Annotated in this window: 13 protein-coding genes and 1 pseudogene; 11 read left to right on the top strand and 3 right to left on the bottom strand. The window is 69.6% G+C overall.

All coding sequences use genetic code 11. From position 1 onward, the window contains the following. Window positions 1-127, top strand: a pseudogene (locus tag KCQ71_RS19965) (IS630 family transposase); the annotation flags it as partial. A gap of 492 nt (window positions 128-619) precedes the next feature. Here the strand turns inward: KCQ71_RS19965 and KCQ71_RS19960 are convergent. The 3 genes from KCQ71_RS19960 to KCQ71_RS19950 all read right to left on the bottom strand — a co-directional run bounded on the left by KCQ71_RS19960 (window position 620) and on the right by KCQ71_RS19950 (window position 3,198). After that, entirely contained in the window at window positions 620-1,111 is a 492-nt protein-coding gene (locus tag KCQ71_RS19960; RefSeq protein ID WP_223409236.1) for an SgcJ/EcaC family oxidoreductase, read from the bottom strand. Next, window positions 1,108-1,614, bottom strand: coding sequence for a MarR family winged helix-turn-helix transcriptional regulator (locus KCQ71_RS19955; RefSeq protein WP_223409227.1), 507 nt, complete (start codon window positions 1,612-1,614; stop codon window positions 1,108-1,110). Before KCQ71_RS19955 ends, KCQ71_RS19960 begins: the two co-directional genes overlap by 4 nt. A 153-nt stretch (window positions 1,615-1,767) precedes the next feature. Next, on the bottom strand, window positions 1,768-3,198 hold the full coding sequence (locus tag KCQ71_RS19950; RefSeq protein ID WP_223409225.1) for an ankyrin repeat domain-containing protein: 1,431 nt from the start codon (window positions 3,196-3,198) through the stop codon (window positions 1,768-1,770). A 369-nt stretch (window positions 3,199-3,567) separates the two neighbouring features. Between KCQ71_RS19950 and dnaK the strand changes: the two genes are divergently transcribed. The 10 genes from dnaK (at window position 3,568) to KCQ71_RS19900 (ending at window position 15,233) form a co-directional block, all read left to right on the top strand. Further along, window positions 3,568-5,433: a molecular chaperone DnaK gene (dnaK, locus tag KCQ71_RS19945; protein ID WP_223409223.1), complete on the top strand. Its 1,866-nt coding sequence runs from the start codon at window positions 3,568-3,570 to the stop codon at window positions 5,431-5,433. After that, entirely contained in the window at window positions 5,430-6,062 is a 633-nt protein-coding gene (locus KCQ71_RS19940) for a nucleotide exchange factor GrpE (RefSeq protein ID WP_223409215.1), read from the top strand. The genes dnaK and KCQ71_RS19940 overlap by 4 nt, the downstream gene beginning before the upstream one ends. Window positions 6,063-6,087: 25 nt before the next feature. Further along, complete coding sequence (locus KCQ71_RS19935; RefSeq protein ID WP_223409213.1) at window positions 6,088-7,095, top strand: DnaJ C-terminal domain-containing protein; 1,008 nt, start codon at window positions 6,088-6,090, stop codon at window positions 7,093-7,095. Between the two features lie 6 nt (window positions 7,096-7,101). Next, the gene (locus tag KCQ71_RS19930; protein WP_223409203.1) at window positions 7,102-7,518 is read left to right on the top strand and encodes a heat shock protein transcriptional repressor HspR; all 417 of its coding nucleotides are present in this window, start codon (window positions 7,102-7,104) and stop codon (window positions 7,516-7,518) included. Window positions 7,519-7,619: 101 nt separating this feature from the next. Beyond that, window positions 7,620-8,297, top strand: coding sequence for a DUF4282 domain-containing protein (locus KCQ71_RS19925; RefSeq protein WP_223409201.1), 678 nt, complete (start codon window positions 7,620-7,622; stop codon window positions 8,295-8,297). A 93-nt stretch (window positions 8,298-8,390) separates the two neighbouring features. Continuing rightward, the gene (locus tag KCQ71_RS19920; RefSeq protein ID WP_223409199.1) at window positions 8,391-9,503 is read left to right on the top strand and encodes a LacI family DNA-binding transcriptional regulator; all 1,113 of its coding nucleotides are present in this window, start codon (window positions 8,391-8,393) and stop codon (window positions 9,501-9,503) included. Window positions 9,504-9,769: 266 nt separating this feature from the next. Further along, entirely contained in the window at window positions 9,770-11,434 is a 1,665-nt protein-coding gene (locus KCQ71_RS19915) for an ABC transporter substrate-binding protein (RefSeq protein WP_223409197.1), read from the top strand. A gap of 129 nt (window positions 11,435-11,563) precedes the next feature. Next, window positions 11,564-12,544, top strand: a complete 981-nt coding sequence (locus KCQ71_RS19910) for an ABC transporter permease (protein WP_223409195.1) — start codon at window positions 11,564-11,566, stop codon at window positions 12,542-12,544. Further along, window positions 12,541-13,536 carry an ABC transporter permease gene (locus tag KCQ71_RS19905; RefSeq protein ID WP_223409194.1) on the top strand — a complete coding sequence of 332 codons (996 nt, stop codon included), beginning with the start codon at window positions 12,541-12,543 and terminating at the stop codon, window positions 13,534-13,536. Before KCQ71_RS19910 ends, KCQ71_RS19905 begins: the two co-directional genes overlap by 4 nt. Next, window positions 13,533-15,233 carry an ABC transporter ATP-binding protein gene (locus KCQ71_RS19900; protein WP_223409191.1) on the top strand — a complete coding sequence of 567 codons (1,701 nt, stop codon included), beginning with the start codon at window positions 13,533-13,535 and terminating at the stop codon, window positions 15,231-15,233. The genes KCQ71_RS19905 and KCQ71_RS19900 overlap by 4 nt, the downstream gene beginning before the upstream one ends. The last annotated feature ends 28 nt before the right edge of the window (window positions 15,234-15,261 follow it).

The following is a 15,261-nucleotide window of genomic DNA, read 5'->3' as shown; positions in this document are numbered from 1 at the left end:
CAACGGCAAGCTCCGCGCCTACATCGAGGGCTGGAACAAACGCGCCCACCCATTCGTGTGGACCAAGACCGCAGACGAGATCCTCAAGAAGGCCAACCGTCCAACAACTTCAAATCCGCGCCACTAGGCGCGACCTTCGCGATTGGCGAGTAGATAAGGCTCCCGAGCTGACGCACCCTCCTAGCACTCACTTCGAGATGTTCCTCGGCGCCTGTGGCATCACGTTGGGTGAGTGCTGCGGCGATGAACCCGAGATCGGGTACGAGGTGGACCGGGCTCACCGGGGGATGGGATTCGGCCGCGAGGCGGCCGCTCGACTGCCACCTGCGAACGGCCGGTGCCGAATCCCAGAGTCGGGGCCAGGGTCGGAACCGACGGAACTCATGAACTCTTCCGAATCGTCGCAACAGGGCGCCGCCAAGGTTGCTCGTGGTCACGAACGAGACCGTGGCCAGGTGGAGCCTTGAGAGCGGGTCGGCATTGCGTTGCTGCGGCGGGCGGGAGCTCTCGGCAGACGGGTTGGAGCGGCGCTGTCTCGGCCTCTCCGAGCAAGCATGAGAAGCCGGGGCCAGAGAGGGCCCAGGACTTCCCGCGCGAAGGGCGACGCGCCCGACCTGGGTCAGCCAGAGGCCGTGGCCCGACCGATGCCGACGGCTCGCGCGATCCGGGACATCGTGCGCGATGCCTTCGACGGGAAGGAGTCGGGCTGAGGGACGGTGATCGGCCGGACCCTGCCATTGTGCAACGCCGCGATCCGCCAGCCGTTGTCCCCGTGCACCGCGACCAGAGTCTGTCGAGACAGGCGCCGCTTGGGTAGCGAACTGCGCCACGGCATCAGGACCGACCCTGTGGCATGCACCACCGCCACTTCGTTACCCACATAGCGGATCGACTCGATCTCCCCGACCAGCGCGGACCCGGCCAGCACGCCACGGAACAGCTTGTGGTGCGCGTCGACCATGGGCTGCCTACCTTCGGCACGTGTCCCGTCGTACGAGACGTAGTCGGAGTCTTCGGTGAAGCACGCGCCGTACCCGGGTGCATCGCCCCTGGTCCACGCCGCGAGCATGCCGTCGAACAGGTTCTGGATCTGGATGTCGTCGGTGGTCATGGCTCTCCTTGGGTCTTCCTGGTGCGGCCGCCACGGCCGAGCACCTCGGCGCGCAGCACGGCCGCACGTTCGCGGGCGAACTCGGTGGATCTGGTCAGGAACGTTGCGATGGCTTCCAACTGCTGGTCGTCGAAACCGTCGAGCAGGCCGGCCGCGGAGACCGCGATGCCCTTGAAGAGCCGCTCCGCCTCACCGAACCGCTCCGGCACCGGCCTGAGCAACTGCCGACGCCCATCCTCTGGGTCCGGCTCGCGCCGGATGTAGCCGGCCTGCTCGAGCCGGTTCACCACGCCGGTGACCGCACCGGACGTCAGCCCGGTCATCGCGGCCAGCTCGCTGCCGGTGACCGTCTGGTGCTCGACGACCAGGTCGAGGCACTTGTGGTCCGTGGGTCCGAGCCCGAGCCGCTCGGCCACCGCGTGATGGAACAGCACGGTTGCGGTGCTGTGGCGGCGCGCCAATGTACCCAGGATCCGCTCCGTCAACTCGTCCCGCCCGCTCATCGAATACCCCTTAGTAGGTTCCTTAGTTGCTAAGGTATATGCCTCGGTGTCGTAGGTCAACTGTGATCGAGATCCACACGGTGCTCATAAGGCCTGCGCCGTCGAGAGTGCCACCGACCTCGTTGCCTCGACCGGCTCGGCGTCGCGCGATGTTCACGAAACGCGGAGCTCCTCCGCTAGTTCCGCATGCCCGGCGTGCGCGGCCCAGTCCGATGGGGTGCCGGAGAAACGTTCGTCCTCGGCGGTCCGGTCAGCGCCATGGTCGACGAGCCACCGACATGCCACTGAATCGCCGCGGAGAGCGGCCTCGTGCAGTGCCGTGGCGCCCCACTGGCCGCGTGCGCTGACGTCGTACCCGAGGTCGATCAATCGGGCCAGGGCGGCGATCCCGTGCTGCGCGGCGGCCAGACGCATGGCGTCAGGCCGCCTCTCCGGTAGATCTGGCAACCGTCTGACCCTGTGCGTGTCACCGGCGAACGCCGCGGCCAGGGCCAGGTCGTAGTCGTCGAGTCGGTCGCTGCGGCCGCCCGCCGCCGCAAGGAGCTCGGCCGCCTCGCGGTGACCGTTGCGCACCGCGATCTCGTAGGCGGTCTGGTCTCCGAGGCTCGGGTGGTAGCCGACGGTGTTGGGGTCGACGCCGTGCTTCAGCAGCAGACGGACCCGTTCGGTGTAGCCGCGCTCAGCTGCCCTGCGCAGGTGCTCACCGACCATCTGCTCGGGCGTCGGGTAGGCCGCGCCGAGACGGTCGCGCCACACGCTTGGATGAGGGTGTCCGGCGCCGTGGGACAGCAGAGGTGGCAGATGGGAGTCGTCGCGGGTGAACATCCTGTTGTAGAACGCCTGGTTGTCGTTGGGGTCGGCACCCGCATCGAGCAGTGTCTTCGCCAGTGCGACGGCTGCCTGGTGTGGCGGCTCGCCGCGCTCACCGCCTCCGAGCACGCCGGTGAGCGCCGTGAACGGCGACGGGAACCGGCGCCACAGGAACCCGGCGTTGGGCTCGGCGCCGGCGTCGAGCAGCACCTGCACCGTCCGCACGGCATCGCCGGTCCCGAGCCGTGAGTAGCACGCGTACAGCAGCGGCTCCCAGCGGTGTGGCCCGCCCTGGCGGTCGACCTGTGCTGGGTCATCGCGCAACAGGTCTGCGAGTTCGTCAGCGCTCCCGCACGCGGCCATCGTGTACACGGAAGCCACGGCCAGGGTTGGATCCTCGGCCAACAACGCTCGGGCATCGGAGCCGTCGGACCATTGGCTGTAGTTCAGTGTGCCGAGGCGCAGCAGCCGGTCCTCGGGGCTGTCGTCCTCGGAGGTTGCTGCCATCGGTCGCCCGAACGTGGTCAGCGTCTCGAGGTGCTCACGCAGCCGTGACCATCCCGGGAAGCCGAACGCACGAGCGAGCACGCGTTGAGCCCGCGAGAGCTGGATGGCCTCGGTCGGCGGGCCCGGATCGAAGGCGTCGACGAGCTCAACGGCCAGAGCGTGTTCGTCGGCGTCTGGATTGCCGAACGCGCGGCGCAACTGCTTGGCCCGGGACTTGAGCCACTCCAGGCTCGGATCGTCGGGCAGATTCCATCGGACTTCGGGCATCACGCCCTCCTTCGCGTCGATCCCGATGTCCGCGCCGTCGGGGCGAAAGAGGCTAGGTGCTGCTCAGGTCTTGCAGATCAGGTGGGCTGTGCCCTGCCCGCGGACCGGAGGCGCCCTGAGCGCACTCCGACCGTACCCTCGGCCGGCGGTGTCCCGCTAGCCGTTGTCCCGGAGGGTTGGGTAGCGGGTCGGGCGAAGTGTCCATGTCCCGGCCGGGAATACTCTGCCAGCGGACATAGTTGAGCCATACAGACTCAAGTCTTGCCACTCTGGTTTGACAACCTCGGGCCGGCGAGGAAACTTGAGTGCGGAAGACTCAAGCAGATGTGGTCGTACCCACGGGGGGCGGCCCGGAAGGAGCACACGAACATGGCACGATCGGTCGGTATCGACCTGGGCACCACCAACTCCGTGGTCGCCGTTCTGGAGGGTGGCGAGCCCACCGTCATCGCCAACGCCGAGGGTGCGCGCACCACGCCCTCCGTCGTGGCGTTCAGCAAGACCGGCGAGGTACTCGTCGGCGAGGTGGCCAAGCGCCAGGCCGTCACCAACGTGGACCGCACGGTCGCCTCGGTGAAGCGGCACATGGGCACGGACTGGTCCGTCTCCATCGACGACAAGAAGTACACCGCGCAGGAGATCTCCGCGCGGGTGCTCGGCAAGCTCAAGAAGGACGCCGAGGCCTACCTCGGCGAGCCCGTCACCGACGCCGTGATCACGGTGCCCGCGTACTTCAACGACGCCGAGCGCCAGGCCACCAAGGACGCCGGGCAGATCGCCGGCCTGAACGTGCAGCGCATCATCAACGAGCCCACCGCGGCCGCGCTCGCCTACGGCCTGGAGAAGGGCAAGGAGGACGAGCTCATCCTGGTCTTCGACCTCGGTGGTGGCACGTTCGACGTGTCCCTGCTCGAGGTGGGCAAGGACGACGACGACTTCTCCACCATCCAGGTCCGCGCCACCAACGGCGACAACCGTCTCGGTGGTGACGACTGGGACCAGCGGATCGTCGACTGGCTGGTGACGCAGGTCAAGAACAGCTCCGGCGTGGACCTGGCCAAGGACAAGATCGCCGTCCAGCGCCTGCGTGAGGCCTCCGAGCAGGCCAAGAAGGAACTCTCCTCGGCCACCAGCACGAACATCTCCCTGCAGTACCTGTCGATGTCCGAGAACGGTCCGATCCACCTGGACGAGAAGCTCACCCGGGCCCAGTTCCAGCAGATGACCTCGGACCTGCTCGACCGCACCAAGGAGCCGTTCCACAACGTCATCAAGGACGCCGGCATCAGCCTGTCCGAGATCGACCACGTGGTGCTCGTCGGTGGTTCCACCCGGATGCCCGCCGTGACCGAGGTGGTCAAGGAGCTGACCGGTGGCAAGGAGCCCAACAAGGGCGTCAACCCGGACGAGGTCGTCGCCGTCGGCGCCGCGCTGCAGGCCGGCGTGCTCCAGGGCGAGCGCACGGACGTGCTGCTCATCGACGTCACCCCGCTGTCCCTCGGCATCGAGACCAAGGGCGGCGTGATGACGAACATGATCGAGCGCAACACGGCGATCCCGACCAAGGGCTCCGCGGTGTTCTCCACAGCCGAGGACAATCAGCCGAGCGTGCTCATCCAGGTGTTCCAGGGCGAGCGTGACTTCGTCAAGGACAACAAGCCGCTGGGCACCTTCGAGCTGACCGGGATCGCTCCGGCCCCCCGCGGCGTCCCGCAGATCGAGGTCACCTTCGACATCGACGCGAACGGCATCGTGCACGTGTCCGCCAAGGACCGCGGCACGAACGCTGAACAGTCGATGACGATCACCGGTGGGTCCGCCCTCCCCAAGGATGAGATCGACCGCATGATCAAGGAGGCCGAGGCGCACGCGGCCGAGGACGCCGCCCGGCGCGAGGAGGCCGAGACCCGCAACACCGCGGAACAGCTCGCCTACTCGACCGAGAAGCTCCTCACCGACAACGCCGACAAGCTGCCTGAGGACGTCGCCACCGAGGTGCGCGCCGCCGTCGACAAGCTCAAGACCGCGCTCGCGGGTGAGGACATCGAGGCCGTGAAGACGGCCCAGACCGAGCTCGCTGCCGTGAGCCAGAAGATCGGCGAGGCGCTCTACGCCCAGCCCGATGCCGCCCCCGCCTCGGGCGAGGGTGCGCCGGCTGCCGAGGAGACGGCCCCGGCCGCCGACGAGGACGACATCGTCGACGCCGAGATCGTGGATGAGGAAGAGAACAAGTGACGCCCGAGAACGAGTCCGAACCGGTCATCCGCGACAAGCGGCGACTCGACCCGAACACGGGCGAGGTCCGTAGCGAGGGAGGCGCCGCCGTCGAGCCCGACGGCGGTGCCTCCCGGGCGGACGCCTCGCCCGTCGAGCCGGTCGCCGAGGGCGACGCTGCGCCGTCGGTCGATGACGAACTCGCCAAGGCGAAGGCCGAGGCGTTGGACCTCGCCGACCAGGTGGCCCGCGGCAAGGCGGACCTGTACAACCTGGACCAGCGGTTCAACAACTTCGTCAAGCGGTCTCGCGCCGAGGCCGAGGCCGAGAAGACCCGCGGGGCGCACTCCGTCGTCGAGGCACTGATCCCGGTGCTCGACGACATCGCCGCGGCCCGTCAGCACCAGGCGCTCGAGGGTCCGTTCGCGTCCATCGCGGACAAACTCGAGACCACGCTGACCACCCGGTTCGGGGTGGAGCGGTTCGGCGCGGAGGGGGAGGAGTTCGACCCCAACGTGCACGAGGCCCTCATGCACAACCAGAGCCCGGACGTCACGGTGGACACCATCACCACCGTGCTCCAGCCGGGCTACCGTGCCGGTGACGTGGTCATCCGCCCCGCGCGGGTAGGGGTCACCGGCCCAGAATGACAGCACACGATCGAGGAGGTGAGGCATGACCGGACAGGACTGGCTCGAGAAGGACTTCTACAAGATGCTCGGCGTGTCCAAGGATGCCGACGCCGCCGAGGTCAAGAAGGCCTACCGCAAGCTCGCCCGCACCTGGCACCCGGACCAGAACCCCGGTGACGCCAAGGCCGAAGCGAAGTTCAAGGAGATCGGCGAGGCCTACGGTGTGCTCTCCGACGCCGAGCAGCGCAAGCAGTACGACGCGCTGCGGGCCATGGCCGGAGGCGGACCGCGGTTCGCCTCCGGCACCGGGGGCGCGAACACCGGCGGCTTCGAGGATCTCTTCGGGGGCATGTTCAACCAGGGCGCTCCTGGTGGCGGCACCCGGGTGAGGTACTCGACCGACGGTGGCGGCATGCCCGGCGGCGGCTTCGAGGACATCCTCGGTGGCCTGTTCGGCGGCGGCATGCCGGGCGGTGCGGGCGCCGGTTTCCGAGCCCCGCAGAAGGGTGGGGACATCACCACGTCCGCCACGCTGCCGTTCCGAACGGCGGTGCAGGGCGCCACGGTGTCCCTGACCATCGACGGTGGCAAGTCGATGAACGTGCGGATCCCCGCGGGTGTCACCGACGGCCAGAAGATCCGTCTGGCCGGCAAGGGGCAGGCCTCCATCAACGGCGGCAGCCCCGGTGACCTGGTGGTGACCGTGCGCGTCGAGCCGCACCCGGTGTTCGGCATCAACGGGCGCAACCTGACCATCACGGTGCCGATCACGTTCCCGGAGGCCGTCAACGGAGCCACCATCTCGGTGCCCACACTTGACGGGTCCTCCGTGAAGCTGAAGGTCCCGGCGGGCACCCAGTCCGGCGCGCGGCTGCGCGCCAAGGGCAAGGGTGTGGCCACGAAGAATGGCACCGGTGACCTGATCGTCACCCTCGAGGTCGCCGTCCCGCGCAACCTCAACAAGGACGCCCGGGCCGCCCTCGAACAGTTCGAGGCGGCCAGCGACGGTACCGACCCGAGGGCCGGGCTCGCCGCAGCAGCCAGGAGTTGATAGGTCATGGCCGCGACGTATGACGCACCGGTACTGGCGATCTCGATCGCGGCCGAGGCCGCCGGGATGCACCCGCAGACGTTGCGTCAGTACGACCGACTGGGGCTGGTGGTCCCGCGCCGCACGAGCGGGCGGGGCCGCCGGTACTCCCAGCGCGACGTCGACGTGCTGCGTGAGGTGCAGCGCCTCTCCCAGGAGGAGGGCATCAACCTCGCCGGCATCAAGCGGATCCTCGAGCTCGCTGCGGAGAACGAGCGGCTCGAGGCCGAGGTCGACCGCCTCAACCAGCTCCTCGGCGGCGGCCGCCGCGTGTTCCACGCCAGCCCCGGTGGCGACGTGGTCGCGGTGCCGCTGGGCACCCGGCTGCGCCGCGTGCGCTCGTCCGCGGGCGCACTCGTGGTCTGGCAGCCGCCCCGCCGCTGAGTCCGGGATCGCCCGGCTCGAGCGGCGGACTCACCGGCGGTTGGCTAGCGTGAGTCCCCGACGCAACCGATCCGCGGTCAGTCGATCAGATGGGGACTCAGATGACGCAGCAACCGCCGAGTGGATATGAACAGCCCGACCAGGAGCCGGAAGCCCGGTCCGGGCCGGGTGGCCAGCAATCGCCGCAGGGCTCGGCCGCAGGAGGCCAGGAGCAGCCGTACGGCCAACAGCCGCCGCAGGCGCCGGCCGGAGGCGGCCAGGAGCAGCGCTACGGCCAGCAGCCGCCGTACGGACAGCCCGCACCGTCAGGTCAGGCCGGCCAGCAGTTCCCGCCGACGCCACCCGCGGCGCCCGGCGGCCAAGCGGGTGCCTACGGTCAGGGCCAGGGGTACGGCCAGGGACAGGCGTACGGCCAGACCCAAGCCGCGGCCCAGTGGGGCGCACCGCAGCAGCGTGATCCAGGATTCTTCGCCTCGCTGTTCGACCTGAGCTTCTCCCACTACATCACCCTCCGCTTCGCGAAGGTCCTGTTCATCCTCGCGATCATCTTCGTCGCGCTCGGCTGGCTGGGTGCCGTGGTGTCCGCCTTCAACTTCGACCCGTACGGCGGCTTCTACGACGACGACGGCGGCGCCGGAGCGGTCCTCGGCGTGCTCACGTTGCTGTTCGGCTGGATCCCCGGGTTCATCACCCTGCTGCTGGTGCGGGTGGGCCTGGAGTTCGCGGTCGCGACGATCAAGACCGCCCAGAACACCTCCAAGCTGGCTGATCGCTCCTGACCCTGCCCGTAGGGCACGTCGGGCACCGGGCACCGCGCTATCGTCAAATGGCCGCGGTGCCCGTGTCCTGGCTGAGGGGGGTGATGGTGCCCGATGGTGGAGAAGACCCCGACGGTCTACGACGTCGCCGAGATGGCGGGCGTGTCCATCGCGACCGTCTCGCGCTACTTCCGCAACCCCGCCGCCGTCCGGGAGACCACCCGCGAACGCGTCCGGGAGGTGGTCCGGGAGCTCGGCTACGTGCCCTCGGGCAGCGCCCGCGGCCTGGCCGCCCGGCGCACCGGCACCATCGGCGTGTGCTTCCCCAGCTTCGACGACGTCGCCCAGATCGACGCCCGCCGGCTCGAGGGCGGACCGCCGGTCCAGGTGCGGGTGGACGCCGATGCCCACGTGGACACCGGCAGTGACCTGTACATCGCTGAGGTGGTCCGCGGCACCGAGATCGAAGCGTGGCGGCACGGGTTCGCGGTGATGATCGCGGTCCCGCGGGGTGCCGCCGCGCACAACGTCGTGGAAGGACTGGCCGGACGGGTTGACGGTCTCGTCACCCTCGCCCGAGCGATCGATGCCGACCAACTCGCGCACATCGCCCGCCGGCTCCCGGTGGTCGTGGTCGCCGGGCCACGCGAGGGTGACGTCTACGACCACGTCACCGCGAACAACCACGGCGGCATGGTCGCGCTCACCGACCATCTGATCGACGATCACCGGCTCACGCGGCTGGAGTTCGTCGGCGGGCCCGAGGACTCACCCGACGCCCAGACCCGGTTCGAGGGCTTCACCGAGGCAATGCTGCTCGCGGGGCTCGGTGTCCCGGAACGCCCGATCGCACGGTGCGACTTCACCCGTGCCGGCGGCCGCGAGACCGGCCGGCGGCTGCTCGCCGAGGGACTGCTCGACGACCTCGACGGACTCGTCTGCGCGAACGACCAGAGCGCGCTCGGCGTCCTCGACGAGCTCACGGCAGCCGGCGTGCGGGTGCCCCAGGACCTGGCCGTCACCGGGTTCGACGGGATCGAGGCGAGCAACGTCGCCACCCCGCGGCTGACCACCGTTCGGCAGCCGATGGTCGAGCTCGGACGGCTCGCGGTGGCGCAGGTCCTGCACCGACTGAACGAGCCGATGACGGAGCCGACCACCCGGGTCCTGCCCGTCGAGGTTCTGCTCCGGGACAGCTGCGGCCCCCACGCGGGCGACGTCGCCTGACCCATCGCCTGACCATCGGCTACTCCGGCCCGGCCTCTCGAACGTGCACCTACCCCGGGTCGGCTCGGAGTTGGAACGTGGCAAGTGCGCGTTCGTCGAGTGCAGACCGGGCCGGAGGGGTACTGGCCGGAGCCAGGGGCCACGGCCGGGTCGGGCGGGGCGTGCGGCCGCTTCGGGTTGCGGACCGAAATGTATGCGCATACAGTCGAACCCGGCGGCTGGGTGCCCGCCCGCCACGTGACGATGAAGACACGAAGGAGACCACCATGCAACGCCGACGCAGGTCCCGCTGGCCACTGTTCGGATCGGCCCTCGGGGTGGCAGCGCTGCTCGCCACGAGTGCCTGCACCGTGGACGTGCCGACCGAGGACGACAACAACGACGGCGGCGGGGCGGACGGCACGTCGATGCTGCTCGCCGCGGACAACGGCTCACCCACGTTCGACCGCAACTTCAACCCGTACTCGCCGGGCAAGCGGACCACCACCACGCTGATCTACGAGCCGCTGTTCGTCACGAACACCCTCGACGGCACCGAGACGCCGTTCCTGGCCAGCGAGAAGGAACAGCCGGACCCGGCCACGGTGATCTTCACCATTCGTGAGGACGTCACCTGGTCCGACGGCGAGGCGTTCACCCCCGACGACGTGGTCTTCACCTTCGACCTGCTCAAGGAGTTCCCCGCCCTGGACACGAACGGCGTCTGGGCCCTGATCGAGTCCATCGAGGTGGACGGCCAGGACGTGGTCATCCACCTCACCGGTGACAACGTGCCCGCCGCGGCGATCATCCAGAAGACGATCATCGTCCCGGAGCACCTGTGGGCCGACGTCGAGGATCCCACCACGTACACGAACGAGGATCCGGTCGGCACCGGACCCTACGCGCTCGGCGAGTTCACCCCGAACGAGTACACCCTCGAGCGCAACGAGGAGTACTGGCAGGTCGAGAACGTGGCCGCTCAGGAACTGATCCTGCCCGCCTCGAACACCCAGCTGGACGTCGTCAACAACGGATACGACTGGGCCTACGCGTTCATGTCCGACGTCGAGAACACCTGGGTAGCCGCGGCCGAGGGCAATACGTTCTGGTTCCCGCCGGGCGGCACCATCGCCCTGTTCCCGAACCTGACCATGGCGCCGTTCGACAACCCGGAGTTCCGGCTCGGCCTCTCGGCCGCACTGGACCGGGACCGGATCGCCGACGTCGCCGAGGAGGGCTACGTGGACGCGGCCGGGATGTCCGGCCTGCTGCTGCCGAACCAGGAGGCCTTCCTGAACCCGGACCTGCCCGACGGCGGCGCCGTCGCCCAGGACGTCGACGCCGCCCTGACACACTTCGAGGCCGCCGGGTACACGATGTCCGGCGACCAGCTCGTCGACTCCGCCGGCACGCCGCTCGCGCTGACCCTGACCACTCCGAACGGCTGGACGGACTGGCTGCGCGGCGCCACCGAGGTGCAGACCCAGCTCGCCGCGGTCGGCATCGAGGTCACCCTCAACCAGCCGCAGCCGGCCGCGTACCAGCAGGAACTCCAGAACGGGAACTTCCAGCTCTCGATGGGCTCCTTCGGTGGCACCGGCTCGATCTACGAGGACTTCAGCCGGCTGCTCTCCAGCGAGTTCCTGCAGCCCGTCGGCACCACCACCACGGCGAACTTCCAGCGCTACTCCGACCCGGACACCGATGCGCTGCTGGCCGAGCTCCGCGTCACCCTGGACGAGGCCCGACAGCTGGAGATCGCGCAGGAGCTGCAGACCGTCATGTTCGAGCAGGCGCCGGTGATCTCGATGTTCTACGGCGGCCTGTGGGGCCTGTTCAGCGAGGCCAACTTCACCGGCTGGCCCAGCGAGGAGGACCCGTACGCCTCGCCGGCCACCTGGGACGCGAACCCGCTCCTGGTACTGACGAACATCGAAGCCGCGGGCTGACCCCGGGGCCGTTCGGATGCGGTCCCGGGACGCCCGCCGGGGCCCGCATCCGCCCACCCCGGCCACGGCCCGGGCCGGGACGACCCGCAGCACCCACGTTCCGCCGTCGACCACCGAAGGAGGTGACCCATGCGCTACGTGCTCCGCAAGATCGGCCTGCTCCTGCTGACCCTGTGGGCGGCGGTGACCCTGAACTTCTTCCTGCCCCGGATGATGCCCGGCTCGCCCACCGACGCCGCGATCGCGAAGCTCGCTCAGAACGGCCCGGTGAGCCCGGCCACCCGCGCCGCGATCGAGGCCCAGCTCGGGGTGCCGACCGGCAACATCTGGGACCAGTACGTCACCTACCTCGGCAACGTGCTCACCCTGGACTTCGGCGTCTCGTACACGTTCTTCCCGCAGTCCGTCTCCGACCTGGTGCTCACCGCGCTGCCGTGGACGCTGGTGATGGTCGGCGTGGTCACGATCGTCGCGTTCGTGCTCGGGACCCTGCTCGGCGTGCTCGCCGCCTGGAAGCGGGGCACGTTCCTGGACTCGCTGCCGACGCTCACCGGCACGTTCACCTCCGCGTTCCCGTACTTCTGGACGGCGCTGCTGCTGCTGTTCTTCCTCGGCTACGTGCTGCAGTGGTTCCCGACCTCGGGCGCCTACTCCGCGCGCGCCACCCCGAACCTGTCCGCGGCGTTCATCGCCGACGCCGCGTACCACGCGGTGCTGCCGGCCGTGACGATCCTGATCACCTCCCTGGGCGGGTGGATCCTCGGCATGCGCAACACGATGATCAACACCCTCGGCGACGACTATGTGACCTTCGCCGAGGCCAACGGGCTCAAGCCAAGGGCCGTGGCGCTGAAGTACGCCGCCCGGAACGCGATCCTGCCGAACCTCACCGGCTTCGGGCTCGCCCTCGGTGGCGTGGTCGGCGGGTCCCTGCTCGTGGAGCGGGTGTTCAACTACCCGGGCGTCGGGTACCTGCTCTACAACGCGGTCACGAACCAGGACTTCCCACTGATGCAGGCGCTCTTCCTGATGATCACCGTCAGCGTGCTCGTCGCGAACTTCATCGTCGACGTGCTCTACGGCTACCTGGACCCGAGGACGCGGCGATGACCGAGAAGGAGGCCACCGCCCAGGGCGAGGCGCCCGAACCGACCCAGCCCCCGCCGTCGGGTCGGAAGAACGCCTACAACACCACGGTCGACGGCGGAGGTGGCCTCGTGCGGGTCGGCGCACCTCCCAGCCCGCTCACCGTGCTCGGCCGTGCGGCCGGCACGATCTGGTCGGTGCCGAAGGCGCGGGTCGGGCTGATCCTGCTCGCCGTGTTCGTCCTGGCCGCCGTGTTCGCACCGCTGCTCGCGCCGTACGCGCCCACGGACAACAGTTTCGCCCGCGCCGAGGGCGGCAGCCCCGCGCACCCGCTCGGCACCACGACCGCGGGTGAGGACGTGCTCTCCCAACTGATCTACGGGTCCCGGGTGTCGGTGCTCGTCGGCATGGTCGCGGGCTTCGGGGCAACCCTGATCGCGGTGCTGCTCGGGATGTCCTGGGGGTACACGCGCGGGTTCGCGGCGGACGTCATCAACTTCTTCGTGAACCTGTTCCTGGTCATCCCCGGGCTGCCGCTGATGATCGTGCTGGCCGCGTACCTGCAGGGCGGCGGGCTGGCGATGATCATCTTCGTCGTGGTGATCACCGGCTGGGCCTGGGGTGCGCGGGTGCTGCGCTCGCAGACCCAGTCGCTGCGCAGCCGCGACTTCATCACCGCCGCGCAGTTCAGCGGCGAGTCCTCGTTCCGGATCGTGTTCCGGGAGATCCTGCCGAACATGACCTCCCTGATCACCGGGAGCTTCTTCGGGGCAGCCACCGCGGCCATCCTCGCCGAGTCGGGCCTGTCCTTCCTGGGCCTGGGCGATACCGCCATGGTCAGCTGGGGCTCGATGCTGTTCTGGGCGCAGAACTCCAACGCGATCCTCACCGGCCAGTGGGTGCTGCTGTTCGCGCCCGGGCTGTGCATCGCGCTCCTGGCCACCTCCCTGACACTGATCAACTTCGGGGTGGACGGGCTGTCCAACCCGCGCCTGAGGGAGGGCAAGGGCCGATGACGCTGCTCGACGTGCAGGACCTGTCCATCGTCTACGAACCCCACGGGGCCGAGCCGGTCACCGCCGTCCGCGGCGCCACGTTCCGCCTGGAGCAGGGCGAGTTCGTCGGGCTCGTCGGCGAGTCCGGGTCGGGCAAGTCGACCCTCGGGTTCGCGCTCACCGGGCTCGCGAGGGCACCGGCCCGGATCAGCTCCGGGCGGATCGCGTTCGACGGCACCGACATCGCCCACCTCGACGGCGAGGATCTGCGCCGGCAGCGCCGCGGCGGGTTCGCGATGGTGCTCCAGTCCGGCATGAACGCGCTAAACCCGGTGCGCACCATCGGCAACCACTTCGCGGACATCTTCGCCGCGCACGAGCACGTGCCGCGGGGCCGGCGCCGCGACCGTGCGGTCGAACTCGTGGAGAAGGTCAAGCTGCCCGCCTCGGTACTGGACCGGTACCCGGGCGAGCTCTCCGGCGGCATGCGGCAGCGGGTCGCGATCGCGCTGGCGATGTCCCTCGACCCGCGGCTGCTGGTCTTCGACGAGCCCACCACCGCCCTGGACGTGCTCGTCCAGCGGGCCGTGATGGAGACGATCATCGAGTTGCAGCGGGAGGAGAACTTCACCGCGATCCTGGTCAGCCACGACCTCGGCGTGGTCCTGGAGTCCACCGCACGCGTGCTCGTGATGCACGAGGGTGTCATCGTCGAGGACGGTCCGGCGGCCCGGATCCTGCAGGACCCGCAGGACGACTACACGAAGATGCTGCTCAGCCACTACGCGGACCCGCGTGCCGAGGTCGTGGAACTGCCCGGGCTGCGCGTGGCCGGTTCGCAGATCAGCACCACCGGCGAAGGGCCGGCCGGGCCCGGGACCGACGCTGCGCCGTCGGGCGGTGCGAAAGCCCGGACCGGGCGCACCCGCGAGGCCGTGGTGCTCGAGGGGGTCGGCAAGGTCTACCCGCCGCCGCGCCGCGGCGAGGACCCGGTGGTCGCCGTCGACGACGTCTCGTTCACGATCGAGCCCGGCGACGCGCTGGCCCTGGTCGGCGCGAGCGGGTCCGGGAAGTCGACCATCGCGAAGCTGATCACCGGCGTCGAGAGGCCCACCGCCGGCACCGTGCGCCTGGGGGAGACCGACGTCGGGTCGCTGCGCCGGGCCGGGCTGCGCCGGCTGCGCCGCGACGTGCAGATGGTCTTCCAGGACCCGTACTCGGCGCTGAACCCGCTGCACAGCGTCGAGTACACGCTGATGCGGCCGGTCGTGAACTTCGGTGGGCTGCGTGGGCTGGAGGCCCGACGGCGGGTGCTGGATCTGCTGGACATCGTCGGCCTGACGCCGGTGGAACAGTTCGCGGCGAAACTGCCGCACCAGCTCTCGGGTGGGCAGCGTCAGCGCGTCGTGATCGCGCGCGCCCTGGCCTGCGACCCGCAGGTGATCATCGCCGACGAGCCGGTCTCGATGCTGGACGTGTCCCTGCGCGCCGGGGTGCTCGCGCTGATCGAGGGTCTGCGTGAGCAGTGGGGCGTGAGCCTGCTGTTCATCACCCACGACCTGCTCAGCGCGCGTCTGGTCACGGACAAGATCCTCGTGCTCAACCGTGGCCGGGTGGTCGAACGCGGCGAGACCGCGCAGGTGCTGCGGTTCCCGGAGGACGCCTACACCGTCGAACTGCTCGACGCCGTACCGCAGCCCGGCCGGGCCGCCGACTGACCCGCGCCACTCGTCGATCCTGGAGGCC

It is taken from the genome of Occultella gossypii, from assembly GCF_019947135.1.
Lineage (GTDB): Bacteria > Actinomycetota > Actinomycetes > Actinomycetales > Beutenbergiaceae > Occultella > Occultella gossypii.
The sequence above is the reverse complement of the archived record's forward strand: the minus strand, read 5'-3'. Positions and strand labels throughout refer to the sequence as shown.

Coding starts and splice junctions, on each gene's coding strand:
- KCQ71_RS19960 (WP_223409236.1), bottom strand. CDS start 1,111: ATGACCACCGACGACATCCAGATCCAGAACCTGTTCGACGGCATGCTC.
- KCQ71_RS19955 (WP_223409227.1), bottom strand. CDS start 1,614: ATGAGCGGGCGGGACGAGTTGACGGAGCGGATCCTGGGTACATTGGCG.
- KCQ71_RS19950 (WP_223409225.1), bottom strand. CDS start 3,198: ATGCCCGAAGTCCGATGGAATCTGCCCGACGATCCGAGCCTGGAGTGG.
- dnaK (WP_223409223.1), top strand. CDS start 3,568: ATGGCACGATCGGTCGGTATCGACCTGGGCACCACCAACTCCGTGGTC.
- KCQ71_RS19935 (WP_223409213.1), top strand. CDS start 6,088: ATGACCGGACAGGACTGGCTCGAGAAGGACTTCTACAAGATGCTCGGC.
- KCQ71_RS19930 (WP_223409203.1), top strand. CDS start 7,102: ATGGCCGCGACGTATGACGCACCGGTACTGGCGATCTCGATCGCGGCC.
- KCQ71_RS19925 (WP_223409201.1), top strand. CDS start 7,620: ATGACGCAGCAACCGCCGAGTGGATATGAACAGCCCGACCAGGAGCCG.
- KCQ71_RS19920 (WP_223409199.1), top strand. CDS start 8,391: ATGGTGGAGAAGACCCCGACGGTCTACGACGTCGCCGAGATGGCGGGC.
- KCQ71_RS19915 (WP_223409197.1), top strand. CDS start 9,770: ATGCAACGCCGACGCAGGTCCCGCTGGCCACTGTTCGGATCGGCCCTC.
- KCQ71_RS19910 (WP_223409195.1), top strand. CDS start 11,564: ATGCGCTACGTGCTCCGCAAGATCGGCCTGCTCCTGCTGACCCTGTGG.
- KCQ71_RS19905 (WP_223409194.1), top strand. CDS start 12,541: ATGACCGAGAAGGAGGCCACCGCCCAGGGCGAGGCGCCCGAACCGACC.
- KCQ71_RS19900 (WP_223409191.1), top strand. CDS start 13,533: ATGACGCTGCTCGACGTGCAGGACCTGTCCATCGTCTACGAACCCCAC.